Consider the following 26,574-nt stretch of genomic DNA (forward strand, 5'->3'; position numbering starts at 1 on the left):
CCAGAAATCACTGGTTAACCTGATTATTGGACAACAAGGGCAATCGTAAGAAAGAGAAGCAGAGGGCCAATAAGCAAACAGTCTTAGCTCATTTGGATTATGAGAAAGTTGGTCGAATCTTTCAAACTAGGGTCTGCACACTCCGAATATTTGTTCAAGATTACGTTCTTACTCTTTACTTAACGCCTCGAATACCCTTGTAGACAGATTCGCACAGCTCCGTTGTAAATCTGCCTGACATTCCTTCAAGCGCCGTATTGGTGAACGCTACAACACTAAGCTCCTCTCTCGGATCAACAAACCAGGAGTGACCATAGGTGCCGCCCAACCGCCACGTTCCCGGCGATTCCGGTGTATTGGCATCCGCTGGGTCTTTAAGCAGCGTAAAGCCAAGCCCAAAGCCTCTCCCCGGCCAGTAGGGCATCACAAGGTTACCAATTTGATTGGTTGTCATTTCCGTGACAAGATACTCTGGCAGAATCGGATTTCCTCCCTGCCGCAAAGCTTCCAACAGTTTAAGAAAGTCTCCCGCGCTACCAATCATACCGGCTCCCCCGGAAGGATAAGCTGTCTTATCGGTAAACCTGTTGGGTGAAAGGAGGAATCCTGCCGTCCCCTCCACGAAAGGAACGGTATCAAAATCGTGCAAGCGCCGGGGCTCTCCAGCGCTATCTGCGTAAGCCGTGGTCAATCTGTCCGTGTCCACAGCCTTGAAGTCCGTGTCCATCATGGAAAGTGGATGAGTTACAAGCACCTGTACAGCTTCCCTAAGCGGCATTCCAGTAACCTTTTCGATGACCGCTCCGAGCACGTCTGTTGCTATGGAATACCTCCACATTTTTCCCGGCTCATATAGAAGCGGGACAGAAGCGAGTCTTTGCAGATTCTCTTCAAGTGTAATTCCCGCCAGATCCATGCCGTCCGATACCCCGGCAAGCTCATAAGTTCCCTTTTCTTCCTGGAAGAAACGGTAAGTTAAGCCGGCGGTATGCGTCATCAGATGGTGAACGGTCACGGAGGCATACTGTCCGTTTGGCAGTTTGGGACGAAAGGCGGGCAACCATTTTGCCACAAGATCGTTTAACTGCAATCTCCCTTGCGAAATTAATACCAAGGCTGCCGTTGACACGACCGGCTTGGTTACCGAAGCATATCTAAACAAAGCATTTTCCTGCATCGGCCGTTTCTGCTCGCGGTCGGCCCAACCAGCAGGCCTGCTGTAAACGAGGTTTCCGCCTAATGCAATTTGGACAACGGTACCCACGATCCTTTTTTCCTCAAGCGCGTGGTCAATTACCTCATTTACGCTTTTATGCACCAATTCCAGATCGATATTTCTCATACTTCTCATCCTCTCCTGCTGTAATTTACTTGATTATTTATAGTAAGTGTGTTTATTATAAAAATAATTTCTGCCGCTTTACATAAAACAAACAAGTTAGATAAAGAAATATTCGATGATTATAAAGGTATTTTAAAGAAATAACTTTTAAATTAAAGGAGGTGATTTTCTTGGACGAAATCGATAAAAACATCCTGTTCCATTTGCAGAACCAAGCGAGATTATCAATGACAGATTTAGGAAAGCTGGTCGGACTGTCTCAGCCAGCCGTAACTGAACGAGTAAAACGCATGGAAGAAAAGGGTGTTATCGAGGAATACCGAACCGTCATTTCTTCGCAAAAAGTGGGGAAGCAATGCATAGCCTATATGCTTGTTCGGACCCGGAATTGCTATCCTTTCCTTGATTTTTGTCGTTCATCACCGGAGGTCACGGAATGTTATCGGATAAGCGGAGAGCATAATTATTTATTGAAGATCCTCACAGAAACAACCAAGGAGCTTGAGGATTTTGAAAACCGGTGCGATCAATACGGAACCTATACGACTCTGATCGTAATGTCTTCACCGATCGCTTTTAAAAATCTCATTGGAGAAACGAATTTGCTCGCATAAGATGTAATTCTATAATCCAAAGAAAGGAATCCGCCTTGCAACGGATTCCTTTCTTTGCTTATGTTGTACAGAAATAATAAAGTTTTAGACTGACGATGTTGATCTAATCAGTTTTTTACATTACTAAATCAGCTACAATCGTAAAATTAGTTTTAGACCAACCTTGTTAAAAGAGCCAGAGGCAGTCCAGGACACGATAATAAAGTCCTAGAATGCCTCTGGTTCATTGACCTATCGATCCCATTGCCATTCATGCAGCGCTGCTGCACCAAAGATGCCCATTTGTATCTCTCCTATCTGACTTAATAAAAAACTGAACGCTAAAAAACTTGCCCTTATTTATGGTACGGTTCCGTATCACAAAAATGGCGAAATGATGATGGAACATTTCCCCAAGGATTAATCTTCCACTCGAATACTCCACACTTACCTTGGGGTTCACCATCCCATAACTCAAAGGGTCTATGCCCTTACATTCCTTCGTTACACCTGACCAAGGCGTGTAAATCGATAACGTTTAGCTGACGGGTCTGAGCTCTTATCGGGCAGTAACTCGGTCTCCCCATCTTCTTCACCTCTTACTTGATTCCTTCGAACCTCCGAAAACCATCGGAACGTTTTGATTAAAATCAACAGCATTTTTTGGAAGGATGGCTTGATCCTTACGTAACGTAAGGCTGTATAGTGAGTGTACAGGTAAAAAGCTAGCAACCAAAAAAGGGGATGATCATGCTACGAGAATGAAATGTTGGTGAACTTGCTAAAACGGCAGGACTGAAGGTTCGAAATTTTCGATTTTATGAACCAATCGTTGAATCGCACGATCTGGCTGCCACATTGGATCAATTCTGCTCTAAGGGAATCGCAGACAATGGGTTCTAGTCCAGACAAGGTATTCAGTTCTTCACGTTTCAGGACCCGAATGGAAACGGATTAATGGTCGTTCAGAAGTAATTTCCAAATCATAGGAGGCAAATACAATGAAAAAAGTAATTTCGAAAGACGGAACCGCCATTGCGTTTGATAAATCCGGGAATGGACCGTCGATCATTCTGGTATGCGCTGCATTTCAAACTCGTTCGGATCCGATGATGTCACAGCTTGTATCACTTCTGTCACCCCACTTTACTGTGTTCAACTACGATCGTCGGGGTCGAGGGGATAGCGGCGATACAGCGTCGTACGCGGTTGAGCGCGAAGTCGAAGATATCGAAGCTCTCATCAACGAAGCTGGCGGATCGGCATTCGTATTCGGCATGTCTTCTGGTGGAGTCCTTTCCCTCGAAATGGCTCGCAAGCTTGCTATCGCGAAACTGGCATTGTACGAGCCGCCGTTCATCGTTGACAATACGCGTCCCCCGCTGCCGAATGATTACTTAAAGCAGCTCAAAGAGCTAACAACGTCAGGCCGAAGAGGCGATGCAGTCGAGTATTTCTTGACGAAGGCAGCTGGCGTTCCTGCCGATTTCGTTGCTCCGATGCGAAGCGCGCCATTCTGGCCGGCGATGGAAGATGTAGCGCACACATTGGTCTATGATGGCACTATCATGGGTGACACCATGTCGGGCAACCCATTGCCAGCCGGGCGGTGGTCTTCCGTCTCGATCCCTGTGCTCGTGGTGGGTGGAGGGGCAAGTCCTGAGTACCAGCAAAATGCAGTGAAAGCGCTCGTGGACAGACTCCCCAATGCAAAGGCCCACATCCTGGAAGGACAGGATCACAACGTAGCTCCGGATTTTCTCGCTCCCGTTTTGACTGATTTTTTCTCCAAGTAAATGAAAGGAGATTATAGCAATGAGAAAAATCATTTTACTCATGCACGTATCGCTTGATGGCTTCGTAACAGGACCCAACGGTGAAATGGATTGGGTTATCCATACAGAGGAAGAACAGAATTATGTCACCGACTTGCTAAACACCGTAGACACTGTTCTATTTGGACGTGTGACTTATCAAATGATGGAAAGTTTCTGGCCTACTGTACACGCGCATCCCGTCTGGTCAAAATCGAAGTACCATGCCGAACATGCTGGTTGGATCGAGAAAACAGAGAAAATTGTATTCTCCAAAACTCTGGAAAAAGTGGACTGGAACAATTCCCGACTGGTGAAAGAACATATTCCCGAAGAAATAGCAAAAATGAAACAACAGTCCGGCAAAAACATTGTGATGATCGCCAGTACTAGCATTGCGCAAACGTTTATGCAACTCGGCTTGATTGATGAATATCGGATTAATGTCAATCCTGTTGTTGTTGGGGGAGGAAAACCTCTCTTTAAAAATATCAAGGACAGAATCGATCTTAAGCTTGTGGAAACCAAAACGTTTAGTTCTGGAGTCGTAGAGCTTGTCTACGGAGTGAAACGGGGTGAAGTGTAGATGGACAAATTGCGGAAATATGCTGGCTGGATAGGGCTTGCTGTGATAGCGCTGATCTTTATTCAGGCGGCGGTCCTTAAACTAATGGGTGTACAAACGATGGTAGAAGTCTTCAACAAGCTCGGTTATCCTGCATGGTTTCGTATCGTAATTGGGGTCTTGGAAATTTCCGGATCGATTGCGTTACTTATTCGGTCTTCTACGCGTTACGGCGCGATATTATTGGCGTTGATTATGATCGGTGCAATGATATCATCGCTTGTGAAAGGGCCAGCTGGCGATGCGATAGTTCCAGTTATTATGCTTTTTCTACTTGTATGGATCGCAGTAGTCAGGGGACCTGTCAATCGCCACGTAGCAGAACAACCGCCAGCGAGCAAGACTAGATAAAAGTCTGCAAACTAAAGTAGCTGTCATGGCGGCTCTTTTTTCTACGAAAAAACTACAACAACATAATTGACTAATAGAATATCTTCTCCCATTTCTGCTCCAATGCAGTCAGATAAGCATCGGGGGCTCGATTAAAGCGTCTACGCTCTAGACTTTCGTACAAACGAGAATCTCACTCCGCTTTACGGGTAGAGCGTTCTACCAGAAGACCGGACTCCTTTATGGAATGAGGAGTCCGGTTTTTCGATGTTACAATTATCGCTTTTGCGTACGATTATTCCGTTTTGTGAGGTGACCCCTATTATATGAACTCCAAACATGAGCGAGAATGTTTTAGACTGGTCTTCTTTATTCCATTAATGTTTACAGCAGTGTCCGCAGACTCCATAGCTCCGGGAAAAAACGATGATCCAAAGCTCTCCGCAAATACATTACACCAGAGGAGCCACCCGTTCCCTGCTTTTGTCCGATGATCCGTTCCACAGTTGTCATGTGGTTAAAACGCCATTGCTGCTGCTGACTCGCGATATCTACCAGCTTTTCAGCCAGCTCATATAAATCCCAGTACTGATTGACGTTCCGATATACAGTCAACCACGCCTGCTCGACACTTTCATTCGGCTGATAAGGCTCGGACCAGTCCCGATTCAGGCATTTGGGATCAATCGATAATCCACGCTCTGCCATCGCCATGATCGAAGCATCGTATATGCTTGGCGCTTGTAGTGCGCTGGTCATTTGGCCATACAGTTCTGGCTCATGCTGGTACACTGCGAGAACATGACTGTTTTTGTAGCCAAGCGTAAACTCAATCAGCCTGTTTTGATACGATTGGAACCCGGAGGAATGACCTAGTTTCTCTCTAAACTGCATGTAATCAGCAGGAGTCAGGGTCGAGAGAACATCCCATGATTTGATCAGCTGTTGCTGAATTCGTGAAACACGTGAGAACATTTTGAAAGCTGGCTCCAATTCCTGATTACGAATGCTCTCCATAGCCGCTGTGAGCTCATGTCGAATCTGCTTCATCCAAAGCTCACTGACCTGGTGAATAATAATAAACAGCATTTCATCATGATGCGTTGATTGCATGACCTGACTGGACAAGATCTTATCCAGCTGCAAGTAATCTCCGTAGGTCATTTCCTTTTGAAAGTCTGTATGAATGTCTTTTTCCAATGCGTTCTTGGACTCTCCTTTGTTTTCTTGTGAGTGCATCATCTCGTGTTGACCTCCCCTTACTAGGCATGTGAATGGTAGCCAAAACAAATGAACGGTCGCTCAGATCCCGTTTTTACGATCACTATTTTGTTACCACTTTTACTATTCCTGATAATTGTAAAAGTTCCTGTTTGTCCAAAAGATTTTATTATTCACAGCCGTTTGGACAGAGATTCCGTCCAACGACGAGCTCTCATGCTGGTAGTTTTCGACCTCAACTTACTTTTCTCAACAATACAACAAACCCAGTACCATCAAGGCACTGGGTTTCATTTTACAGATACTGTATTCGTTTTGCAGCACTCTCGATTGGATGTGAAGCAGTTATTTGTTTTTAAAAGGTACTCAGACGTAATTCATAAAAATACTGCACAATTGGATGCTTTACCTTCATTTTCTCTGCCATGTTTAACATTCGCTTTTTTCCAACTCGTCTATCCACCAAAGCTAAAATATTTAATAATATATCCTTGCTCTCCATGCTTTCCTCAATAGAAGTGGATAAAAATTTAGTAGCTACAGCGCTAAAATTTGATTTACTTAATGATGACTGTGCTAACAAAAGCTCCTTTGCATATTCTGATATTTTTCTACTTCTTGCAATTACTTTTAGACGATCCTCGGGAACTACTCCCTTGGTTTCTTTTCTGATAGCTTCCATTTCTTCATTGCTGACAGGAATTTGGATATCTGGATCATTCTTAATTTCCAGCTCCGTTTGATACCATTTGATTAAGGTAGTTTTATCACTCATATTGAGTACATTCTTTTTATCTACCGCAATATAACAAAGTCCTGCTTTATCTGGTAAATAACGATAGCCGGTTGCACGGTATTCAACCCTTCCATTTAACGCAGGAGAGAGAAAACTCTCCAGCTGTTGCTTCAATTTGCTCCAGGACATTCCAGCCTCCTATGTTCTATATGATCAATACCTATTGAGGCAGTCATTCTATTACCCATCATACAATAACACAAGCTAAGCCAAACGTCTTTCACCGATTTCGGCAGCGCCACGATAGAGTGAAGAAAGCACCCTCTGTGCTTTTTTCATAGCAGTATTAACTTAGCAAAAAATGATCAAGTTGTTTTTCAATCGCTTCAATGGAGGTGATAGAGAATTTTTTGTTTTGATAATTGATAAAACCCTCATTTATGCACTGAGCAATAGAACGGTTCAAACTTCGAATCGGGGCACAGACCTCGCTTGATAACATTTGCTTGGTCAGGGTATCTAAATCGCCGATTTTATAATGATTATGGATGCTTAACAGAAGGCGATCTTTCGCTGTCAGCAGGGATAATTGCGCCGCTGTGTCCGAGCTTAAAATTAATTTCGAGGCAAGTTGTTTCATCAAGTAAAAATTGAATTGAAAATCGGTCTTCATCCATTCATAGACCATTGCTTTATGGATCGCAATCGTTTCGCAATTTTGTTTCGCGATTACACTGAGCGTTTTTATTTTTTCATTAAAAATCTCTATCTCCCCAAAGCAGCTGTATGCCTCATAGATATAGAGGGAAAGCATCGCTCCGTCGTAAGTTTGCCGATACACTTCTGCGATACCAGCAGTCAGAATATAGAGATAATCATTTTGCTCATGCGGATGAATGATAAGGCTGCCTTTTTTATGCCTTTTGTAAATAAATTCTTTCTTAATCCATTTGGGCGCGACATTTACGATATCATTCAAATTCATATGCTCACCTTTACTCTACCGTTTGGTCATTTGACCTATTTTTCATTATAAGTTGAACGATATACTAAGTCCAAATTAGAAATGGAGGTCTTATTTATGAGGAAATTGATTATTGATACAGATACTGGAAGCGACGATGCCGTAGCATTAATTATGGCGCTGAAATCAACAGATGTGAAAGTGGAAGCCATCACAACCGTTTGCGGCAACGTCCCGCTGGAATTGGCAACGAAGAATGCGCTGATGACTATCGAGGTTGCCAACGCTCAAAAACCGCCTCTTTATGTTGGAGCAGCCAAACCGCTGATGCGTGATTTGGTTACGGCTGTAAATGTTCATGGCGAAGACGGTATGGGAGATTGTGATTTAATTCATCCTACTCTTTTACCGAAGACCAAGCATGCTGTAGATGCGATCCTGGACATCATTGAGAATAACCCTGGAGAAATCGAAATCGTAACCATAGGTCCTGTTACCAATATTGCCCTTGCCATTTTAAAAGCACCTGAAACGATGAAGCTGGTAAAACATATCTATACCATGGGCACTTCTGGCTTCGGACCCGGAAATACTACACCTGTTGCTGAATTTAATGTGTATGTCGATGCAGAAGCTTATCGTATTATGCTGAACTCAGGCATCCCTATTACGATCATTGGATTTGACATATGTTTAGGAGAAGCTGCTTTGAATAAAGCTGATATGGATATGCTGCTATCGAGTGGCAAAGCGGAAGCCGAGTTCTCCGTAAAATGCAACCGTTCCTTACTGGAATACAATTTGCAAAGAAGTAATGAGCATATTGTTGACTTGCCCGATGCTGTAGCAATGGGTGTAGTACTTTGGGATGAAATCGTAGTTGAAGACAAATTGTGTTACTGTTATGTCTGCACAATAGAAGAAGCTGCCTACGGCCAAGTGATTATGAATGACGGCAGTAAACTTGCCATATCAGATGGCTTTGCAGGGCACATCCCTAATGCCAACGTTTGTAAAACGATTGACAATCCATTATTTAAAGAAAAATTGATCAGCTTGCTTCTTCAGTAAAAAATCATGTCTATCAACTATGTCCATTGTTTCATTTATTTAGAGGATAAATTTCTAATGCTTAGAAGAAACAAGCCCCCATTTGAAAAGATGTGGAATTGTGTGGGAGGCAAGATCATGGATGATGAAACGCCATATGACGCAGTCATTCGCGAAGTGAAAGAGGAAACCGGATTGACCATCCAATCCGTTCATTTCAAAGGCATTGCCACTTGGAATCAAGCAGGCGGCATGTACATTTATGTTACCGAGAAGTTTATAGGGGATTTAATTGAATGCAAGGAAGGCACGCTCGAGTGGAAAAGCAAAGACTGGGTCCTGCAATCTTCGGATGTCGTAGGCAGCATCCCGATTATCTTGGAAGATGTACTAACAGTCGATACACCAGTAGAATTCGCTCTATTTTACACAGGTGAGGAGTATGAAGGAGACATATGGAACTATGAGATCAGGCCTCTAGTTGGACCGAACTTAAAAAACCCGACTAGTTGAGGTTGGGTGTTACCAGCCTCCCACTCGCAAACAAGGCGTCGTTGTTAACTCCACGGTAACGTCCAGCAGACCACACTGGGTTGTCATTCATCCGAAGTAGGCGCACGATTTCGTCTTCGATTGACTCATAGTTTCGATACGCCAAAAGGAGATTTCGCGAGTTAGATGGAGCTTGCAGGCATTCGCCCAGTGGCTGTATGCCTGCTCCAACCTTTCAAATCCGATAGAAGAGATCTGCTCATTTGGCTGTCGTAATCGGCTTGTATTTCGAGAACTTGCTTTTGGTCAGTACCAAGCCCCTTCTCCAGCCGAACCGCCATTTATACAAGCTGTTGCAGTACGCTTTGTAATGTGTTTGTTTCTTCAGAGGTTAGTGGAACCATAGGAAGGCGGACGCCGCCGACGTTGATTCCTTTCAGATTTAGTGCTGCTTTCACCGGTGATGGGCTTGGGGCAGCAAATAGCGCATTCATGATGGGAAGCAGTTTGCGATGGGCTGCAGCTGCCTCTTCGATATTTCCGTTTTTAAAGAGGTTGATCATTTCCTGCATCTCGTTTCCAATGATATGGGACGCAACGGAAATAATTCCTGCACCGCCGATGCCTAAGACAGGCAATGTTAAACCATCATCACCGCTGTATAAAGTGAAATCACTTGGTGTTTGGCTGATCACTTCAGCCATGGCATCTAAATTACCGTTTGCTTCTTTTATCGCTACAATATTTGGAATTTGGGATAGGCGGACAATAGTCTCAACGGACATATTAACCACACTGCGCCCAGGGATATTGTAAAGCATAACTGGTAATGAAGTGGACTCGGCAATGGCTTTAAAGTGCTGATACATACCTTCTTGGGATGGCTTGTTGTAGTATGGGGCCACGAGCATTATTCCATCAACACCAGTTGCTTCTGCCTTTTTTGTTAAACTGATTGAAGCCCTGGTATTATTCGAACCTGTTCCGGCAATAACAGGTATTCTGCCGCCTACAACGTCTACTACAAATTTAAACAACTCTACCTTTTCCTCTGTTGATAAGGTAGGAGATTCACCTGTTGTACCTGCGACTACTAATCCATCTGTGCCATTCTCAATTAAATAATTTACTAACGTTCTCGTCGCGTTAAAATCTACATCACCATTTTGATCAAACGGTGTAACCATAGCGGTTAGAACTTGGCCAAAATACATTTTTCCTCACCCTTATCATTATTTTAAATAAATTAGAGGTGGCTAAGGGAATTCCAAGTCAACGCAAAAATGCAGCAACGAAGGCTCGCTGCTGCAATAGAAACATAAACAAAATCAAGTTCCCGTGCGTGAGATAGCCCTCCATATAGTTCCCTATATGACAGTTCTGCATTTATTCAATAGCAGAACCAGCCCTAAGACAAATGAGAATCTTAAAAGCTTCGGCAAATTCCCCTTTCCACAATCATCAAAGGACCTCATTATCCTCCAATTGCGTACTAATGGTCTTTGCGCCTCTATCCTCACTTCAAATGGTTTGAAGTAAGAAAATATTTAATTAGTACTAAATCTATCAGATTTGTTCTTTTTATTCAAGGGGGCAAATAGATTCATCTAACCCCTAGTTATTGATCAGCGTAAAGGTAAAAACTTAGTCTTATGAAAGGCAAACTAGAAAAACCATCTGAAGAATAACCTGAGGTGGTTCGTAGTACGAACCGTGAAGCGGGCTTTGGAGCTTATGAAAGCGTAAGCAGTAGTTGTGAGTTCCCTTACTGGACAAAGGGATATGCATCTGGAATACAGAATGAGTGAAATACAAAAAAACGTAGGATTAGACCCCATGATTAGACAAATATATACAGAATGGGAGATGAGGTAATGAGAGTTGCGGCGCTGTATGATATCCACGGAAATCTGCCTGCCTTAAACGCTCTTTTGGCAGAACTCGAAAATGAGAAGCCGGATTTGATCGTCATTGGTGGAGACATCGTTTCCGGACCTATGCCCACGGAAACCCTTGAAAGGCTCATGCAGCTCGATACACCCGTCCGTTTTATCCGCGGAAACGGTGATCGTGAAGTTGTCTCGGCTTTTGACGGTGCACCTCTTCCTCCAGAAATGTCAGAAGCGGGACGTGAAACGACTCTATGGGTTTCCAAGCAGCTAAACTGTTCCCAGCGAGACTTTCTGTCCCAATTACCACTTACCCTCCCCCTAGAAATCGAAGGTCTGGGAGAAGTGCTGTTTTGTCACGCATCCCCTGTCAGCGACGAAGATATTTTCACCCCACTCACTCCAGAAGAGAGACTGTTTCCGATGTTTCAAGGGATTGCGCAAAGAATCGTCATCTGTGGACATACTCATATCCAGTTCAAACGGAAAATCAGCGACATACTTATTCTCAACACTGGAAGTGTAGGCATGCCCTATGCCGAAAAGCCAGGAGCATATTGGCTGCTGCTTGGACCGAACGGATACGAGCACCGCTGGACACCATATGACGTAGAGGCGGCAGCGAAAGAGATTATGAGCTCCACAGAACCGCATGCACAAAGTTTCGCAGAACAGAATGTGAGGCATATTCCCACCGCGCAGGAGGCTATGGAAGTTCTAGAACGAATGGCTAGAAAATCAACGTTGTAAGTAAGGCGAACATATTGGAATCCCTTTTACTTGACGAAGTAGTCACGCAGTCTTTCCATAAAGGTTCGAACCGCGACATTCAAATATTTATCTGTTCGATAATACATTTCTAATTGGCGTGAAGGCGAATCCATGATCGGAATTGCACGAATCCCAAGTGATTCAAAGTGAGTGATCAACTGACTTGGCTGAATCGTCACGCCAATATTTTCTTTGACAAATTGGAAGAGCGAAGTGGCTGAGCCTGTTTCCAAAATGGGTTGTATGGAGACTTGATGCTGGGCACACCAAGAATCGATGAGATCACGCCCGTAGAAGCCTTGAGGATACATGACTATCGGGAGCTTGGGCAAATCCTCTGGATGTACCAGCTCTTTTTCCGCAAGGTCATGCCGTTCATTGACAAACAGGCAGTACGTTTCTGTATAAAAGTGAATGCGTTCCAGACGGCTGTCTGGTTGAATCGCTAGCCCCACGCCCAGATCCACTTCGTTATCCAGCACCAGCTCTTCAATATTCATGGAAGGAATGACCTGAACCTTCGTTTTGGGAAAGTCGCGATGAAAGTCAATTAAAAGCGGTGTCAAACGATAATCCAAATCGGATGGAAGGACAGCCACACGAAATAGACCCACATTTTGGTTGGTGAGCTCGGTTACGGCTGCCTTGGCATTTTCGAGCTGTTGAACCATTTGCAGGGCGTATTGACGGAAGAGTCTGCCCGCTTCCGTTAGCACGGTCTTTTTTCCAATTCGATCAAATAATGGTGTGCCCAGCTCGTTTTCAATGACTCGTATTTGTTGACTTAGTGTTGGTTGAGAAATCCCCAGCTTGTCTGCCGCTTCCGTAAAATGCAGCTCATTACATAGCATCAGGAAATATTGAATTTGTCTGATCTCCATATACTCACCTCTTGAACCATAGTTTTATGCTATCGTTTTTATAGAAAAAATAGAATTGAACTATCATACTGACGAGCGTTACACTACAACCAGCGAAAGCGATTGGAGGTAGTTCATTATGAAGTTTGTTTATCTTATTGTTGTGTTATTCTTTATTTCTCTCAATTTGCGGCCATCTATCACATCGATTGGTCCACTGCTCGATCTGATCCAAAGGGATTTAAATATGAATGGTGTTGCCGTCAGTATGTTAACAACGCTTCCCGTTTTTTGCATGGGGTTATTCTCTGTACTGGCTATCCGTTTCAATCGACGAATCGGGATTGAATGGTCACTGCTGATCGCCATGCTCTGTATCCTTGCTGCAACCTTTATGCGCATTTATGTATCGGAGCCGATCTTGCTCGTCTCTACCGCATTATTTGCCGGGATTGGCATTGGGATCGCAGGTCCTTTGGTATCTGGCTTTATTCGCAAGCACTTCCCACAGCGCCCGTTTATGGCTAGTGTCTATTCTGTCTCTATGGTTATCGGCGCAGCGGTCGCATCGAGTCTCTCCGTACCTCTCTTCCATCAGTTGAATGATTCGTGGCAAAAATCATTAAGCTTCTGGAGTATTTTAGCACTCATCGCTGCCGTGCTGCTAGTGCCTCTTGTGAAAAGTGAAAAGAGAGGACTGCCATCCGGACAGCCTCAAAAAGTGAGTGTGCGCGATAGACGAGTACGTGTACTCATGATCTTTTTCGGGTGCATGGCGGCGATGTTTTACTCCATTACCGCTTGGCTGGCTCCGATTGTCCAGACAATGGGCTTTCCACGCTCGGAATCAGGCTACATCCTTACCTTGTTCACTCTGATTCAGATTCCTGTCAGCTTTTTAATTCCCTTTCTCGCTGGCAAATATCAGCAAAAAAAGCTGTGGCTGCTGATCTGCTGCGCTTCCGAATTCATTGGCGTAAGCTTACTGCTAGCGGGTGCTTCCCCAGTCGTTGCAACCTTATTTTTAGGGCTTGGAGCTGGAGGACTTTTCCCTTTGGCCTTGCTGCTGCCGATTCAAGAATCGAACAATGCCGAGGAAGCAACTGCTTGGGCAGCTATGACGCAATTTGTCGGCTATTTGCTCGGATCATTTGGTCCTCTGCTGGTCGGGTTCACTAAGGACATGTTTCACAGCTTCACGCCTGCACTAGCGGGAATGCTCGTAGTCATTGCCTTGATGACTTTGACTGTACTGCAGATTGGTAAGAATTCCGCTACGCGAATCAAACAGAAAGAAAATTCATCCCGTTCGCAGTAATCTACTAACACCCTGCATCTCTGTTCCATAAGAAAAGCATCCCGCCTCACATCCTTGTGGGTCGAGATGCTTTTTGTTTTTTCCTTGTTTCTATGATGTCGGTGTATAGCGCCTTTCATCCAGATAAGCACGGGCATGGCCCCAAAAATACTTGCTTGGCTGCATGTAGATTTCCAGTCCTGCCCTTTCAATTGTGCGGTTTGCTTCTTCGTTAGCTTCCTGCAATATCTGCTTTTCATCAACGGTGAGGACGTTTCTCTCATCCATTATTAATTGACCGTCTACGATAACATGATTCACATCGCCGCCTACTGCCTGATAAACCAGCCGATGGACATGCATATTTTCCGGATTCAAATGGGGCTGTGCCATGTTTACGGTAATGACATCCGCCTTTTTTCCAGCTTCCAATGACCCCAGCTCGTCGTCCCAGCCTACACAACGCGCTGCGTCTATGGTCACCATTTCCAACAGCTTTCCTGGCGGCAAGTAAAAATAATCACGCAGTGCTGCTTGCTGTAATAGCTGCATTCTGCGCATGGCCTGAAACATATCAAAAGGCGTCATGGGAGAGGTTCCATCTGTCGTAATAGCAACAGTGGCTCCCATTTCCAGCAGTTCAGTTACAGGTGTGCGCGCATTAATTTGCCCAAATCCCGGCGAGGCACTGACGTTTGTCCCCGTCTCTGCCAGAATTTTGGCTTCATCAAAAGAAATCCCCCGGCAATGCTGAAGATGAACATCCGGTCCTAGCAAGGCGTACTCCTTATCCTGTATGGCCAAATGAATCATGCCTCCAAAGGCATCGGAATGTATGCGCGTTTGATATTTTTTCGCGATCTCTCGAATTTTTCTCGCCTGATATCGGTCAAATTCGGTCAAGCCAAATAACTGATCTACTGGAGTAGGCGCGGAAGGATTGACAGAGGTTACGATGACAAATGGAGTAATAAATGCCCTCGTTTTATCCTTGTTGGCATGATGCAGGGCTTCGATAACCGCTTCTGCTCCGGCCAGCACTTCTTCATATGTAACTTCTCTCATCACACGTTTTCCATCGACCCAACGACTGAAGGAATGCGGCCAAGGAGGATTACATGGTCCTGTACAAACAATCTCACGTACCCCCACTTCGTTGTAGGCTTTGGCATGGTTTAACGCAAAAATCGGGTCATCCGAACGCGGCATGGAGCCCATCACACTGACACCGGTTGTCACACCCGCCTTCAGCCTTTCGAGTGCGGAAAGCTTGCCCTCGTAATACCAGAACTCGTCTGTTACAAAGTGCTTGTACGTTTGCGTGATGATTGGCATCCAATCGTTGATATTTTCCGTTGCAATGGTTTTAAACAAAGAATGGCCCCCATGACCATGAGCATCGATGAACCCCGGAAGAACACAGTGATAGGCACAATTTATTACTTTACTGGCTTGATATGTTTCCTGCAAAACCTTTGACGGTCCTACCTCCAGTATCCTCCCGTCATGAATCGCGACCGCACCGTCCTGCAGTACACGCCGCTCCTTGTCCATTGTGACGACAACTCCGTTTACCAGCAATAAATCGATCAACCCACATCGCCTCCACCCCGAGAAGTGAAAGTATCCTCATTAGTGGGACACCTTCTATCTTCCAAGATAAAGGATTCGTTTCATTTATATTTGCAAGAAAATTACCACTTTTTATAAAAATTTTACTTTTTCTTTTGTATTTCTCCGAAGTAGCCCCGTCACCTCATAAAAAAACCATCCCTTTGCAAAAAGAAGGATGGTTCTATGCAATGAGTCACCTATGAGCTTGTCTTTCGTTTTGTTAAGAATACGACCAAAAAAATAGCCGCACCCAATCCTATCCCTGCATATGCGATCGTAGAATACACGTCCATGTAGTAGAGAATATCCTCCCACGATTGTCCCAAAATCGCTCCAAGCCAGACAAGCACAAAATTCCATATGAGTGTACCGATGGTGGAGAAAAACAGGAACAGCCACAGGTTCATTCTTGTCATCCCTGCTGGAATTGAGATCAGGCTTCTGACAAGTGGGATCATCCTGCAAAGAAAGATCGTCCAGTACCCGTATTTTTCAAACCAGCGGTTCGCTTTTTGGATATCCGTTTGTTTGATGCGCAAGATATGGCCCCAGCGTTCGACGATCTTCTCGATTTTGTCGATGTCAACGTAGTAACCAATGCCGTATAACAGAATCGCTCCCAGGACAGAGCCAGCGGTAGCGGATATGACGACACCAGTTATCGTCAGTGAGGACTGTGTTGTGATAAATCCCCCGAAAGTCAAAATCACCTCGGAAGGAATCGGCGGAAAAATATTTTCAAGAGCCATCATCAAAAAGATGCCCAAATAACTGTACTGTTCAATAAAATCGGTCATCCAGCTTTGCATGTCATCCCTCACAGTTATCATCCAATGCTTATTCTCTAAGTATAGAGATCTATGGTGCATAGCACAATGAAAAGAGATCGATTGGATGAAAGAAGTCTTTTTTCTGCTCTGAGAATAATTACCTCGTTACTAGCAAGACTAAAGAAATGGCATACCATGGTATCTTTTTTTAAATAGGACTCCAATCGGGTAGTCCTATTTTGCGCTGAAAAAGCTCTCCTGCCAACAAAATAAGTCAATTTTATTAATTTACGTGTCAATTTATTTTTCAAACTGTTTCATCAGGTAGACTTTTTGACACATTTACGTGTAAAATTATATATAAACGAATACTTATTTAACTTTCGTTTGTTTATGCACAAAAATAGTGAGATCAGTTAGGAGGCGTTTACATGTTCAATATCAGGGAATCTGACTTGCCAGGGATTGGACGAAAGTACCAGATCGAGACCAGGGCAGGCGATAAACTGATCATCGTCATTCATGATGATGGGCGACGGGAGATCTATCATTTCGACAAGGATGATTGGGATGAGAGTATCTCCATGATTACACTCGATGACGAGGAAGCACGGCAGATGGCTGGTATCGTCGGTGGAATGACTTACATGCCAAAAGCACTGGAAACGATCGAGATGGCTTTGGATGAATTAGTGATCGAATGGTACAAGATAGAACCAGGGTCGGACTGCATCGGCAAAACGATCGGGGAACTGGACATTCGTCAAAAAACAGGGGCAACTGTCATTGCCATCATTGAAAAGGATCAAAAGCAAAAGGTGAGTCCTGGACCTGACAGTGTGATTGCAGCAGGGGTAACACTTGTGGTTGCAGGAGAAAGAAAGCAGGTGAAAGCGTTAAAAGCGACGCTCATAAAAGGGGGGGCTTGATTTGGAGCACATCGTATTCGAAATTGGTCTAGCCATTGGTTTGATTGCACTAGCAGGCTTCATCTCAACGAAACTCAAATTTTCGATTGTGCCATTCTACATACTCATCGGGATGGCTGTGGGGCCGCACGCCGCCTCACTTGGCTTAATTGATTTTCGTTTTATCGAAAGTGAACCACTCATCAATTTCATGGGAAGAATGGGTGTCCTGTTCCTCCTCTTCTACGTAGGGCTTGAATTTTCTGTAGGCCGCTTGATTAAAGCTGGTCGTTCCATTGCAATTGGCGGGTCGATTTACATCGGCATCAACTTTACGATGGGACTCCTCTTCGGTTATTTCGCAGGCGTTCCTTTCAAAGAGATTTTGATTATCGGAGGAATTACGACGATCTCCTCCACAGCCATCGTGGCAAAAGTATTGGTTGACCTCAAACGTACGGCAAATCCGGAAACCGAAATGATCCTCGGTATGATCATGTTCGATGACTTGTTCCTCGCCGTTTACCTCTCCATTATGTCTGGTCTTGTGCTTAGCGGAGCTACGTCCGTAATGGGTGTTGTCACATCTGCTCTCATCGCACTTGGCTACATGCTGTTGTTTATCATCCTTGGTCGCAAGCTCGTACCATTCTTAAATCGTGCGCTTAACATCAAATCGAATGAATTATTCATGCTCACTGTTTTTGCAGGATTGTTTTTGGTTGCTGGTTTTTCGGAAACCATTCACGTTGCAGAAGCGATTGGAGCCCTGCTCGTCGGTCTGGTTCTTGCAGAAACCGTACACATGAAGCGAATTGAGCACATGATTCTTCCTTTCCGCGACTTTTTTGGCGCTATGTTCTTCTTTAGTTTCGGTTTATCGATTGATCCACTAGCATTAGGAGGTGCCGTTTGGCTCTCACTCGGCGCAGTTGTCATCACGTTAATTGGTAACTACACCGCTGGTCTTTTGGCAGGTCGCAGCGCAGGACTCTCTCCTCGTGCTTCTTCTAACATTGGATTGACGATTACTGCCCGTGGTGAATTCTCCATCCTGATTGCCAATATGGGTAAAGCTGGCGGTCTGTTGGAAATTCTTCAGCCTTTCACAGCACTGTATGTGTTGATTCTCGCCATTTTAGGACCAGTGCTAACCAAAGAATCGAAGCATATTCACAATCTGCTAGGTAAGGTTCTACCTTTGGATCGCATTGTTCTAGGGAAAAACGGGCAAAAATCTCCTAAACCGAACCCAGAAAAACAACAGGTCTGAATTAGCAAATAATGGGGTTAGCTGGTCCTTCTTGCACATAGGACCGTGATACCGTTCACTGTATATGGATATTCCTGTACCTTCGCCTTTTGCTTGAGGATTGATTACTACTTGCGAAAGCAGGGTGTCTTAGTAATAAGAATGGATAGGGTCTTCAGATAATGTCTGAACCTCTATCCATTTTTACTGATTACGAAATCTGGGTACCTCAAACTCCCGCTGCACAAAAAATGAGCAACACAGCACCAGATTACGGTACTGCATTGCCCACCAGACACTCTAGCTTCCTTGCTTCATGGTTTTATACAACTGTCGCTCCATCCCGATATACTCAGGCCCAAAAATCGATAAGCCCTTTTCTGTTTCCCAAGCAGACGGAGCCGGGAAGGTCACTACATCCACTACCATTCCAGCCTCGCATGAAGGATTTAAGATCGGCTCCCCTGTCTGATGATCCAAAACTGAAATCAACTCGGGAATAATAGATAGCAGCTCCTCTCCTTTTATGGCGATCATGTATTCATTGCGGAACCAGATCGTCAGTGGAAGCTCATCCTTCTCCTTCGCTTCAATCACGACCTCGCCCTCGATGAAGCCCCCAACGTCTTTCCAGCTTGCCAAGCGAATGATGCCGTGGAATAGATGCTTTCCATCTCCCGCGATAACGATTGCCTCTGCCGGGATGATTCCCTGTTCTCTCGCCTCTCGCATGGCTCTTCCGACCTGCTCTGATTTGGAGAGCGTCCCTTTGATTACTGACGTTTTTAGTCGCTCGCCAGACACTGGATGATCGCATACACCAGCCAGATTTCCCGAAATACCCGCAAAAGAACGAGCAATCTGTTCAGCCCGATCATGATTCACTGCGTGCTGTACAATCATGGTATCCCCGAATCGATTTGCAAGCGCAAATGGAGAGATCGACACATCATGTATATGAAAGGTTGTATGAGCCAAATCCGGAACCGCTCTTCCAGCCGGATCAGCATCTACGAGTGGCACTTGCAGGTTGATTGCTGTCTCAATGGCACACGCCGTATTTCCACCGAGCTCTGTAGCTACGACTGCCATGATGTTTTTGCCCAAATAGTCTTGCAACGCTCTTGCCGCAAGCGTCGACACTTCGTCGGGCAACATCGGAAGTCCTGCCAGCCGTTGCATCACCTCTGCAGATGGTGGTGCAACCGATCCGACATAATACGGCGAGGCAACAAGCCAATCATCCTTTACCTCATCCAAAGAGATCATCGAAACAGCCCGGCCCTCTGCATACAATCGGCGAACCAGCTGCAGTCCTTCTGTGAGACTACCACCTCCGCCTGTTCCAAAAATACACGCTCCGTAAAGCAAATCTTCCACTTCTGGTAAGGATAAAATACGCAATGCTTGCTCTCCCTTCTCCTGACTCTCGTTGTAAGTTTCTCTCTATGTTCATTACTCCAAAATGTGCCCTTCCGTTTCTGGAAGGAACAAAATAACCAGCAAGGTAATCACCATGAATACCTGGATAAAGGAAACCGTCGAGTTGAATGCCCATCCCCAACCGATCACCATTCCGATGATCGATGGCGCAAGCGTATTTGCCCAGCGCTGTGCACCGGCTCCAAAGCTGTACCCTGCAACGCGACCATTGGTTGGATAAATTTCACCGAACCAGGTGTTCCATACACCCCATGCTCCCAGACTAAAAAAGGCGAGCGCAAAGTTATATGCATAAAGCTCGACCATATCCAAGGAGTAAGCAAAACCGAATCCACATGCGACAGCCAACGCCACAAAGCTCACCATGACCCGTTTCCGTCCATACTTGCCTGTTAACCATGCGGCAACCATATAGCTCGGAATCTGACAAACAGTGGACAGCGCTAAAAACGTCAAGCTCTGGGACATGGACAATCCTTTCTGTTCCAAAAGTGTCGGAATCCATGTATACAATCCCCAGTAGCCGAAAGCAAAGGAAAAGTTAACAACGGTTTGAAGGGTAGTCAGCCTGCGGAAACGTTTCGAGAAGATCGTGAAGTAGTTTCCTTTTGTCATCGGCTCGACCCATAGCTGCTCGTGCTCACCGATTTCCAGCTTGCCTTCACTCAAATAACGGATCGCTGCTTTGGCTTCTTCCTGTCTGCCTTTGCTAGCCAGCCAGTAAGGGGATTCCGGAATTTTGCGAATCATCAAAGCCCACAGACCGACCAGAGAACTGAGAATAATTACCCCTCTCCACCCGCCGAGGATGCCATCTCCTTGCATGAAAAGGGCAGTCATGCCAAGTGCCAGAAGCATCCCCAGAGGCCATCCCGCTGACAAATAAACCACACCTTTTCCACGCTGCTTGACGGGCAGCATTTCTTCAAAATACGGATACCCGGAGACCATCACGCCACCCAATGCTACCCCTGCAATCAAGCGAACAGTGTATAGCATCAAGAAGCTTGTGGAAAACGGGGTGATCAAAGAGATGACGCTAAAGCTGAGCAAACTAAGCATCAGCGTCTTGCGTCGACCAATTCGGTCTGCAATGATTGCCCAAATATACGTCCCTGGGATCATTCCCAAGTAAATTGAGCCTATAAGCGAGCCTTCTTCAAGCGGTGTAAGCTGGAAGTCCGCCGCAATCGAGCTGCTCAAAAAAATGATCAACATCATTTCCCATGCTTCAATGACAGAGACAATAAACAGGACCATCCCTACAAATAAGTGCTTTTTTGTAAATGGCATGCGCTCAAATAATTCCCCTACTTTTGTAGCGGTCTTATTGTTTTGGGAGACTTCCATTGCTGTCACTCCTTCTAAGTAGGCGATTGAAAACCCACGCGTTTGCTTTGACTCCACCCTAACTTCCGTCCAACATTAACCAAAGATTCTGCATATTTCACAGCAACCAACCTCACAATGATCGATATACTCTCCCCGATTGTTGCTGATAGGTGCAGGGAGGCTTCTGCAGGTGCGCTGATTACCATTTTGCGAGACACCTCCCGGCAAGCTCGAAGCGCGGGATCATAGAAGCAACCGATAATGGTCCCGTCATATCCATCCAGTTCTGCCTTTATGACTTGGCGTATCAAATCTGGCATAGCCAAGACTTCATAACAGTTGTACTCCATATGCAGCGGTCCCTTTTTGTTGCCCAAGGAAATGACATCGATTTCCGTGTCTTGCTCCACCATCTTCCGAAAATGTGACTCAAATAGCCCCACATCCTCATCACTGTAAATGGGATCGATATACAGCAGCTTTGTACTCATTCCAGTTCCTCCCCAGTTTTGATCAATAACAAGCTGGTGCGGGAGTTTTGACTTTCCCCCTGTCTTCACTCCCGCAGCTTGCTTCCATAACAAAGAAGTGAACTCGTGATGTGGATGTAAAGCTTGTTCATTTTTGGTTACGGATAAAACACTTGGCGCTCGGCAGTCTCTCGCAGGATACTGAACGTATCGGGATCGAGCACTATGCCGTATTTCTCCTCTGCCTGTTTGACTGTCAAGTAGCCATTTTTCGTGTCACTCGCGACTTTTCCCGCTGGACGTTTTAGCGGGTGACCATAGCCACCACCAGTACCCGTAACTAGCTTTACGACATCTCCTTTATTCAGCGGATAGCGAGCATAAATGCCAAACGGTCCATCTACTTCGCCATTCGCTTTTTCCACATAAAACTCGTTCGGTGAACCCGATTCTCCGCCATTGACACCCCACGGCAAAAACTTGTTGCGCCCAAAGGTTACTGTAACCGCCTGCTTGTCTGTCATCGCCCGGTAGGATCGGATAACCCCTGAGCCCCCAATGTATTCACCAGCTCCCATTCCGTCGCAGCGCAGACTGTACTCATCAACCATCACGCCATATCTGGTTTCAGCAATTTCGACTGGCATGTTGTACGTTTCGCCATCCCCGATGCAGAACTGTCCACGAACACCGTCTTGTCCTTCTCCTGCTCCCCATCCGCCGACAGATGGCTCTACAATCAGGAACGGCTCATCCGTTACATGATGCTTCCCTGACAGAGTAACTGCACATACAGAGAGAAAATGTCCGGCACTTAGACGGTCCGGTAAAATCGGAGCCAATGCTTTCCACACCAGGTCTCCACCAGCTGAGCCACTCTCCCAGTAAACAGAAACTGGTGCCGGACGCTCGGCAGAAAAGATCGAGCCGGGATCAGTGATGATGGACAGCGGACGAAATACGCCATCATTAATATCTTGTGAAGGATTCGTTATGGCCAAAAAGATCGTACGCACATCGGATACAAGCGTAGTAAAGGAGCAATTGACTGGCCCTATTACTTGTGGATGGCTTCCTCGGAAATCACAAATAAACTCGTCATCCGTAACCGTCACTTTCACTTGTACACGGAAGGGACCATTGCCTATGCCATCGGAATCAATATAATCGAAGGCTTCATAGACTCCATTTTTCAAGCATGTCAGCTCTTTGCGCGCCATTTGCTCGCCATGATCCAGAAGGTGATCGATGGACGCCAGCACTACCTCTTTCCCGTGCTTCTCGCATAGCTCCTGAAAGCGTCTTTCTCCTGTTCGCAGTGCCGCTACCTGTGCCCACATATCTCCGAGAGATAAGTCAGGAAAGCGCACGTTTGCTTGAATCATATCCACCAGCGCCTGATTGACTTTTCCTGCATCAAACAGCTTTACGCAAGGAAATTGCAGCCCTTCCTGATAAATATCTGTGGCGTCATTGGTAAAAGAGCCAGGGTCTTTTCCTCCTACTTCCGTCCAGTGCGCCTTATTCGCTGAAAAGGCCACGACTTCGTCCTCATAGAAGATCGGCATTACGAGTCCCACGTCAGACAAGTGAGAACCCCCGCCACTATATGGATCGTTAATGATGATAATGTCGCCAGGCTCCAGCTGATTGCTCTCTGCAAACTTTTTCACTGTATCGCGAACCATAAAGCTGAGGTTTCCAATAAATCCGGCAATCCCGTGCCCCTGGGTCAATAGCTGTCCACGCGCATCGGTCAAGCCGCATGCGTAGTCCAGCACTTCATAAATGATTGGACTCATGGAGGTGCGTCCCAAGGTATAAAACATTTCGTCACCAATGGCAATCAAGGAATCCTTTACGATTTCGAGGCTAAATGGGTCTACTTTCTTCGCTGTCATCTTAGTTCACTCCCGTATGGATAATCAGGTTGCCGTATTCATCCACAACAAGTGACTGCCCAGGGTGCATCACTGTCGACGAAGACCGCTCTTCAACAATAGCGGGTCCCATAAACGTTGCGCCTGCTGCCAATTTGTTCCTGTCATACACTTTGGTTTTCACCCAGCCAGCGCCTTGAAAATAGACATCCCGTTCTTCGATGATCGCTTCATTTGCAGCTATTCCCGTTTGTTCGAGCTGCTTCAGTGTTGGCTTTTTCACATTGCCAAACGCTGTCAGGTGCAAAGAAACGATTTCGGTCTCGGTTTGCTCCAGCTTATACGTGAACGTTTTTTCATGGAGCTGATGGAATCGATTCACAACCTCAGTGAATGATTCTTTTGTCCATTCGCCATTCGGTACCTGTACTTTTACCGTGTGCTCTTGCCCGACGTAACGCATATCGGCAAAGCGAGCAAACACAACTGCTTCACGCGAAAGCCCATCTTTTTCGTATTGCTGCCACGCGTCATCCTCCAAAAAGCTCCATGCCTGGTTGATTTCAGCCGGATCAACCTGTTCCAAACGTTTGATGTAGGTTTGGATGTAATCGCGACGCAAGTCGGTCATGAGCATTCCCCATGCAGAAAAGACGGCAGAGGCTGTTGGAACGACGACCTTTTTTACACCAAGCTCTTTAGCTAAAATCGGAGCGTGCATCGGTCCGCCACCGCCAAACGCTACCAAGGTAAAGTCTCGAGGGTCATACCCTTTTCGGACGGAAACGAGCTTCAGTGCATTCAGCATGTTGGAATCTGCGATGCGAATCATTCCCAATGCCGCTTCCTCGACAGACAGCTCGAAGTGGTCAGCTACCGTTTCTTTTATCGCTGCCTTTACTTTTTCCAGATCGACATTGTATCCGAAATTGCGTGCTGCCAGGCGACCGACGATGAGATTGGCATCTGTTGTGGTTGGTGCGGTTCCACCTAAGCCGTAGGCGACTGGACCTGGCAGTGCGCCAGCAGATTGCGGCCCTACTTTTAACGAGCCTGCGTCATCAATCCATGCGATGGAACCGCCGCCATTGCCGATTTCGATAATATCCACCACTGGCACCTTCATCGGATAGCCTGCACTTCTCTCGGAGCGCTCAATGTAATAATCCGTTGATACCTTCACTTCGCCTTTGTCGATCAGCGAGCATTTGGCAGTCGTTCCCCCGATGTCAAAGGCGATCAGGTTCGTCTCACCGATCAATTCGCCCAAGACAGCCGCACCGTATACACCGGCTACCGGACCAGACTCGACCATATTGATCGGCGTTTCCTTCGCTTGCTCAAATGTTGTCGTTCCACCGTTTGATTGCATGATGAAGTTAAAGCTATTTACCTGATTCGCCTTCAATTTTCCTTGAAGCTTGTCTATATAGGAGGCAGCGGTCGGCTTCACGTAAGAGTTCAGCACCGCTGTATTCGTTCGCTCATACTCGCGCCATTCCTTGGTTACCTCATGCGAAGCGGTTACAAAGACGTCAGGCCACAATTCCTTGATGAGCGCAACAGTCTGCTGCTCGTGTGCAGGATTTACGTACGCGTGCAAATATGCCACTGCAATCGCTTTCACATCTTCTTGTTGAAAATGAGCGACAAGCCCTTTCACTTGCTCAATTTGAAGAGGAGTCACAACTTCCCCCAAATGATTCAAGCGTTCTTCTACCTCCATTCGCAAATGCCGAGGAACGAACGGCTCCGGCTTGTCATAGCGAATGTTAAACAGATCAGGGCGGTTCCCACGAGCAATCTCCAGCACATCGCGGAAGCCCTTTGTCGTAATCAGCCCTGTCTTTACCCCTTTTCGTTCAGTCAGTGTATTGATGACGACTGTAGAGCCGTGAATGAATGTATGAATCGCTTCTTTTTCAATACCGCTCACTTCAATTACGTCCAGAACACCCTGTTCAAACTTAGGCGGCGTTGTCGGACTTTTCGCAACGCCGATATCTCCCTGCTCATCCACATAAACAAGATCAGTAAACGTGCCACCAATATCTGTTGCCACTCTCATAGGAATCCTCCCTGTTATACCGATGCGAAATCATGTTTGTTTCGGGTAAATAAGGCTCTAGTTTAAAAAATGACTGGCGTCAATACGCAAAGCAGCATCGTCTCTTCGCTTAGCGGATTCTCATATTCATGTTCGATGTGAGATGGAAAATGAATCGATTCGCCTTGACGAACGAAGTATTCCTCCCCTGCAATTTCAAACAATGCCGCACCTTTTAGCACATAGTAAAACTCTTCGCCAGGGTGGCTGAAGGTTTGCTCTTTCTTTTGGTTGGGAGCGAGCTTGACGATCATCGGTTCCAGTGAACGCTTCGGAAATTCTCCACCCAATCGAACAAAGGAAGTAGCGGAGCCTTCTACCTGAAACGGCTTTTGCTGCTCTGATTTCACATGGTAGTTGGGATTCACTTGCTCTTCGAAGAAAAAAGTCATGGTCACCCCAAAGGCATCCGCAATTTTTTTCAAAGACGTAATCGCCACGGATGATGCACCACGCTCAATTTGTGATAAAAAACTGACGGATAGACTTGTCTTTTCGCTCAAATCCTTGAGTGTAAGTCCCTGCTCCAGTCGTATTTCCTTGATCTTCTTATGAATATCGTCCATAGGATTCACCTTCTCATTCGATTACTTACAGAATTGAAGAAGTAGCATGACAATTCCATATATTCTTTAACTGTTATGATAATACTACAATTAATTGCTGTAATACAATAATTATTTCTTTTATAACTTCATTTTTTACAGTAAATGCGCATCGTATACGTTTTTACTAGACCGTTTAATCACGACAAATGCATTGATTATTCAGAATTAATGGATAATAATGAAGGCAGGTAGACAGCTCTACTCAT

At 45.6% G+C, this 26,574-nt stretch carries 24 protein-coding genes and 1 riboswitch; of the genes, 10 read left to right on the forward strand and 14 right to left on the reverse strand.

The annotated features are described in order from the left end of the window. Nucleotides 1–175 precede the first annotated feature (175 nt). Entirely contained in the window at nt 176–1,342 is a 1,167-nt protein-coding gene (locus ADS79_RS18570; protein WP_049739882.1) for a serine hydrolase domain-containing protein, read from the reverse strand. Nucleotides 1,343–1,512: 170 nt separating this feature from the next. Here ADS79_RS18570 and ADS79_RS18575 point away from each other — a divergent pair, with 170 nt between their 5' ends. The 4 genes from ADS79_RS18575 (at nt 1,513) to ADS79_RS18590 (ending at nt 4,725) form a co-directional block, all read left to right on the forward strand. Then, the gene (locus ADS79_RS18575; protein WP_049739883.1) at nt 1,513–1,956 is read left to right on the forward strand and encodes an Lrp/AsnC family transcriptional regulator; all 444 of its coding nucleotides are present in this window, start codon (nt 1,513–1,515) and stop codon (nt 1,954–1,956) included. A 980-nt stretch (nt 1,957–2,936) separates the two neighbouring features. Further along, nucleotides 2,937–3,731 carry an alpha/beta fold hydrolase gene (locus tag ADS79_RS18580; protein WP_049739884.1) on the forward strand — a complete coding sequence of 265 codons (795 nt, stop codon included), beginning with the start codon at nt 2,937–2,939 and terminating at the stop codon, nt 3,729–3,731. A gap of 19 nt (nt 3,732–3,750) precedes the next feature. Beyond that, complete coding sequence (locus ADS79_RS18585; protein ID WP_049739885.1) at nt 3,751–4,335, forward strand: dihydrofolate reductase family protein; 585 nt, start codon at nt 3,751–3,753, stop codon at nt 4,333–4,335. After that, nucleotides 4,336–4,725, forward strand: coding sequence for a DoxX family protein (locus ADS79_RS18590; protein WP_049739886.1), 390 nt, complete (start codon nt 4,336–4,338; stop codon nt 4,723–4,725). It begins immediately after the preceding gene. A gap of 363 nt (nt 4,726–5,088) precedes the next feature. On the opposite strand, the gene kynA is transcribed toward ADS79_RS18590, so the two are convergent. The 3 genes from kynA to ADS79_RS18605 all read right to left on the reverse strand — a co-directional run bounded on the left by kynA (nt 5,089) and on the right by ADS79_RS18605 (nt 7,646). Then, the gene (gene kynA / locus ADS79_RS18595) at nt 5,089–5,943 is read right to left on the reverse strand and encodes a tryptophan 2,3-dioxygenase (protein WP_049741059.1); all 855 of its coding nucleotides are present in this window, start codon (nt 5,941–5,943) and stop codon (nt 5,089–5,091) included. Nucleotides 5,944–6,280: 337 nt separating this feature from the next. Beyond that, complete coding sequence (locus ADS79_RS18600) at nt 6,281–6,850, reverse strand: SF0329 family protein (protein WP_049739887.1); 570 nt, start codon at nt 6,848–6,850, stop codon at nt 6,281–6,283. 157 nt (nt 6,851–7,007) lie between these two features. Next, nucleotides 7,008–7,646: a Crp/Fnr family transcriptional regulator gene (locus ADS79_RS18605; RefSeq protein ID WP_049739888.1), complete on the reverse strand. Its 639-nt coding sequence runs from the start codon at nt 7,644–7,646 to the stop codon at nt 7,008–7,010. A gap of 96 nt (nt 7,647–7,742) precedes the next feature. On the opposite strand from ADS79_RS18605, the gene ADS79_RS18610 reads away from it, so the two are divergent. Both ADS79_RS18610 and ADS79_RS18615 read left to right on the forward strand, forming a co-directional pair. Continuing rightward, nucleotides 7,743–8,696 (forward strand): nucleoside hydrolase, encoded by a 954-nt coding sequence (locus ADS79_RS18610; protein ID WP_049739889.1) that lies wholly within the window; start codon nt 7,743–7,745, stop codon nt 8,694–8,696. A 6-nt stretch (nt 8,697–8,702) separates the two neighbouring features. Further along, nucleotides 8,703–9,188 carry an NUDIX hydrolase gene (locus tag ADS79_RS18615; protein WP_084765990.1) on the forward strand — a complete coding sequence of 162 codons (486 nt, stop codon included), beginning with the start codon at nt 8,703–8,705 and terminating at the stop codon, nt 9,186–9,188. Nucleotides 9,189–9,508: 320 nt separating this feature from the next. Here ADS79_RS18615 and dapA read toward each other — a convergent pair whose 3' ends face one another. Next, complete coding sequence (dapA, locus tag ADS79_RS18620; protein WP_049739891.1) at nt 9,509–10,381, reverse strand: 4-hydroxy-tetrahydrodipicolinate synthase; 873 nt, start codon at nt 10,379–10,381, stop codon at nt 9,509–9,511. Between the two features lie 126 nt (nt 10,382–10,507). Continuing rightward, nucleotides 10,508–10,688, reverse strand: a riboswitch (Lysine riboswitch). A gap of 353 nt (nt 10,689–11,041) precedes the next feature. Here dapA and ADS79_RS18625 point away from each other — a divergent pair. Further along, nucleotides 11,042–11,806 carry a metallophosphoesterase family protein gene (locus ADS79_RS18625; protein WP_049739892.1) on the forward strand — a complete coding sequence of 255 codons (765 nt, stop codon included), beginning with the start codon at nt 11,042–11,044 and terminating at the stop codon, nt 11,804–11,806. Nucleotides 11,807–11,832: 26 nt separating this feature from the next. Here the strand turns inward: ADS79_RS18625 and ADS79_RS18630 are convergent, their stop codons facing one another. Further along, nucleotides 11,833–12,708, reverse strand: a complete 876-nt coding sequence (locus ADS79_RS18630; RefSeq protein ID WP_049739893.1) for a LysR family transcriptional regulator — start codon at nt 12,706–12,708, stop codon at nt 11,833–11,835. A gap of 118 nt (nt 12,709–12,826) precedes the next feature. Here ADS79_RS18630 and ADS79_RS18635 point away from each other — a divergent pair, with 118 nt between their 5' ends. Continuing rightward, a complete protein-coding gene (locus ADS79_RS18635) occupies nt 12,827–14,005 on the forward strand; it encodes an MFS transporter (RefSeq protein ID WP_049739894.1) in 1,179 nt (392 codons plus the stop codon). Nucleotides 14,006–14,095: 90 nt separating this feature from the next. On the opposite strand, the gene ADS79_RS18640 is transcribed toward ADS79_RS18635, so the two are convergent. Continuing rightward, nucleotides 14,096–15,577, reverse strand: a complete 1,482-nt coding sequence (locus ADS79_RS18640; RefSeq protein WP_174769577.1) for an amidohydrolase family protein — start codon at nt 15,575–15,577, stop codon at nt 14,096–14,098. 218 nt (nt 15,578–15,795) lie between these two features. Beyond that, complete coding sequence (locus ADS79_RS18645) at nt 15,796–16,407, reverse strand: DedA family protein (protein ID WP_049739895.1); 612 nt, start codon at nt 16,405–16,407, stop codon at nt 15,796–15,798. Between the two features lie 392 nt (nt 16,408–16,799). On the opposite strand from ADS79_RS18645, the gene ADS79_RS18650 reads away from it, so the two are divergent. After that, a complete protein-coding gene (locus ADS79_RS18650; RefSeq protein ID WP_049739896.1) occupies nt 16,800–17,297 on the forward strand; it encodes a cation:proton antiporter regulatory subunit in 498 nt (165 codons plus the stop codon). 1 nt (nt 17,298) lies between these two features. Next, nucleotides 17,299–18,549, forward strand: coding sequence for a cation:proton antiporter (locus ADS79_RS18655; RefSeq protein WP_049739897.1), 1,251 nt, complete (start codon nt 17,299–17,301; stop codon nt 18,547–18,549). Nucleotides 18,550–18,828: 279 nt separating this feature from the next. Here the strand turns inward: ADS79_RS18655 and ADS79_RS18660 are convergent, their stop codons facing one another. The 6 genes from ADS79_RS18660 to ADS79_RS18685 all read right to left on the reverse strand — a co-directional run bounded on the left by ADS79_RS18660 (nt 18,829) and on the right by ADS79_RS18685 (nt 26,326). After that, complete coding sequence (locus ADS79_RS18660) at nt 18,829–19,932, reverse strand: DUF917 domain-containing protein (RefSeq protein WP_049739898.1); 1,104 nt, start codon at nt 19,930–19,932, stop codon at nt 18,829–18,831. Nucleotides 19,933–19,983: 51 nt separating this feature from the next. Then, nucleotides 19,984–21,321, reverse strand: a complete 1,338-nt coding sequence (locus ADS79_RS18665; protein ID WP_049739899.1) for an MFS transporter — start codon at nt 21,319–21,321, stop codon at nt 19,984–19,986. A gap of 14 nt (nt 21,322–21,335) precedes the next feature. Further along, entirely contained in the window at nt 21,336–21,794 is a 459-nt protein-coding gene (locus ADS79_RS18670; protein WP_049739900.1) for an aspartate/glutamate racemase family protein, read from the reverse strand. Nucleotides 21,795–21,931: 137 nt separating this feature from the next. After that, complete coding sequence (locus ADS79_RS18675; protein WP_049739901.1) at nt 21,932–23,674, reverse strand: hydantoinase B/oxoprolinase family protein; 1,743 nt, start codon at nt 23,672–23,674, stop codon at nt 21,932–21,934. A gap of 1 nt (nt 23,675) precedes the next feature. Next, nucleotides 23,676–25,721 (reverse strand): hydantoinase/oxoprolinase family protein, encoded by a 2,046-nt coding sequence (locus tag ADS79_RS18680; RefSeq protein WP_049739902.1) that lies wholly within the window; start codon nt 25,719–25,721, stop codon nt 23,676–23,678. A gap of 62 nt (nt 25,722–25,783) precedes the next feature. Next, nucleotides 25,784–26,326 (reverse strand): helix-turn-helix domain-containing protein, encoded by a 543-nt coding sequence (locus tag ADS79_RS18685; protein ID WP_049739903.1) that lies wholly within the window; start codon nt 26,324–26,326, stop codon nt 25,784–25,786. Between the last annotated feature and the right edge of the window lie 248 nt (nt 26,327–26,574).

It is taken from the genome of Brevibacillus reuszeri (assembly GCF_001187725.1).
GTDB classification, from domain to species: Bacteria; Bacillota; Bacilli; order Brevibacillales; family Brevibacillaceae; genus Brevibacillus; species Brevibacillus reuszeri.

Coding starts and splice junctions, on each gene's coding strand:
- ADS79_RS18570 (WP_049739882.1), bottom strand. CDS start 1,342: ATGAGAAATATCGATCTGGAATTGGTGCATAAAAGCGTAAATGAGGTA.
- ADS79_RS18580 (WP_049739884.1), top strand. CDS start 2,937: ATGAAAAAAGTAATTTCGAAAGACGGAACCGCCATTGCGTTTGATAAA.
- ADS79_RS18585 (WP_049739885.1), top strand. CDS start 3,751: ATGAGAAAAATCATTTTACTCATGCACGTATCGCTTGATGGCTTCGTA.
- ADS79_RS18590 (WP_049739886.1), top strand. CDS start 4,336: ATGGACAAATTGCGGAAATATGCTGGCTGGATAGGGCTTGCTGTGATA.
- kynA (WP_049741059.1), bottom strand. CDS start 5,943: ATGCACTCACAAGAAAACAAAGGAGAGTCCAAGAACGCATTGGAAAAA.
- ADS79_RS18600 (WP_049739887.1), bottom strand. CDS start 6,850: ATGTCCTGGAGCAAATTGAAGCAACAGCTGGAGAGTTTTCTCTCTCCT.
- ADS79_RS18605 (WP_049739888.1), bottom strand. CDS start 7,646: ATGAATTTGAATGATATCGTAAATGTCGCGCCCAAATGGATTAAGAAA.
- ADS79_RS18610 (WP_049739889.1), top strand. CDS start 7,743: ATGAGGAAATTGATTATTGATACAGATACTGGAAGCGACGATGCCGTA.
- ADS79_RS18615 (WP_084765990.1), top strand. CDS start 8,703: ATGTCTATCAACTATGTCCATTGTTTCATTTATTTAGAGGATAAATTT.
- dapA (WP_049739891.1), bottom strand. CDS start 10,381: ATGTATTTTGGCCAAGTTCTAACCGCTATGGTTACACCGTTTGATCAA.
- ADS79_RS18625 (WP_049739892.1), top strand. CDS start 11,042: ATGAGAGTTGCGGCGCTGTATGATATCCACGGAAATCTGCCTGCCTTA.
- ADS79_RS18630 (WP_049739893.1), bottom strand. CDS start 12,708: ATGGAGATCAGACAAATTCAATATTTCCTGATGCTATGTAATGAGCTG.
- ADS79_RS18635 (WP_049739894.1), top strand. CDS start 12,827: ATGAAGTTTGTTTATCTTATTGTTGTGTTATTCTTTATTTCTCTCAAT.
- ADS79_RS18645 (WP_049739895.1), bottom strand. CDS start 16,407: ATGCAAAGCTGGATGACCGATTTTATTGAACAGTACAGTTATTTGGGC.
- ADS79_RS18650 (WP_049739896.1), top strand. CDS start 16,800: ATGTTCAATATCAGGGAATCTGACTTGCCAGGGATTGGACGAAAGTAC.
- ADS79_RS18665 (WP_049739899.1), bottom strand. CDS start 21,321: ATGGAAGTCTCCCAAAACAATAAGACCGCTACAAAAGTAGGGGAATTA.
- ADS79_RS18670 (WP_049739900.1), bottom strand. CDS start 21,794: ATGAGTACAAAGCTGCTGTATATCGATCCCATTTACAGTGATGAGGAT.
- ADS79_RS18675 (WP_049739901.1), bottom strand. CDS start 23,674: ATGACAGCGAAGAAAGTAGACCCATTTAGCCTCGAAATCGTAAAGGAT.
- ADS79_RS18680 (WP_049739902.1), bottom strand. CDS start 25,721: ATGAGAGTGGCAACAGATATTGGTGGCACGTTTACTGATCTTGTTTAT.
- ADS79_RS18685 (WP_049739903.1), bottom strand. CDS start 26,326: ATGGACGATATTCATAAGAAGATCAAGGAAATACGACTGGAGCAGGGA.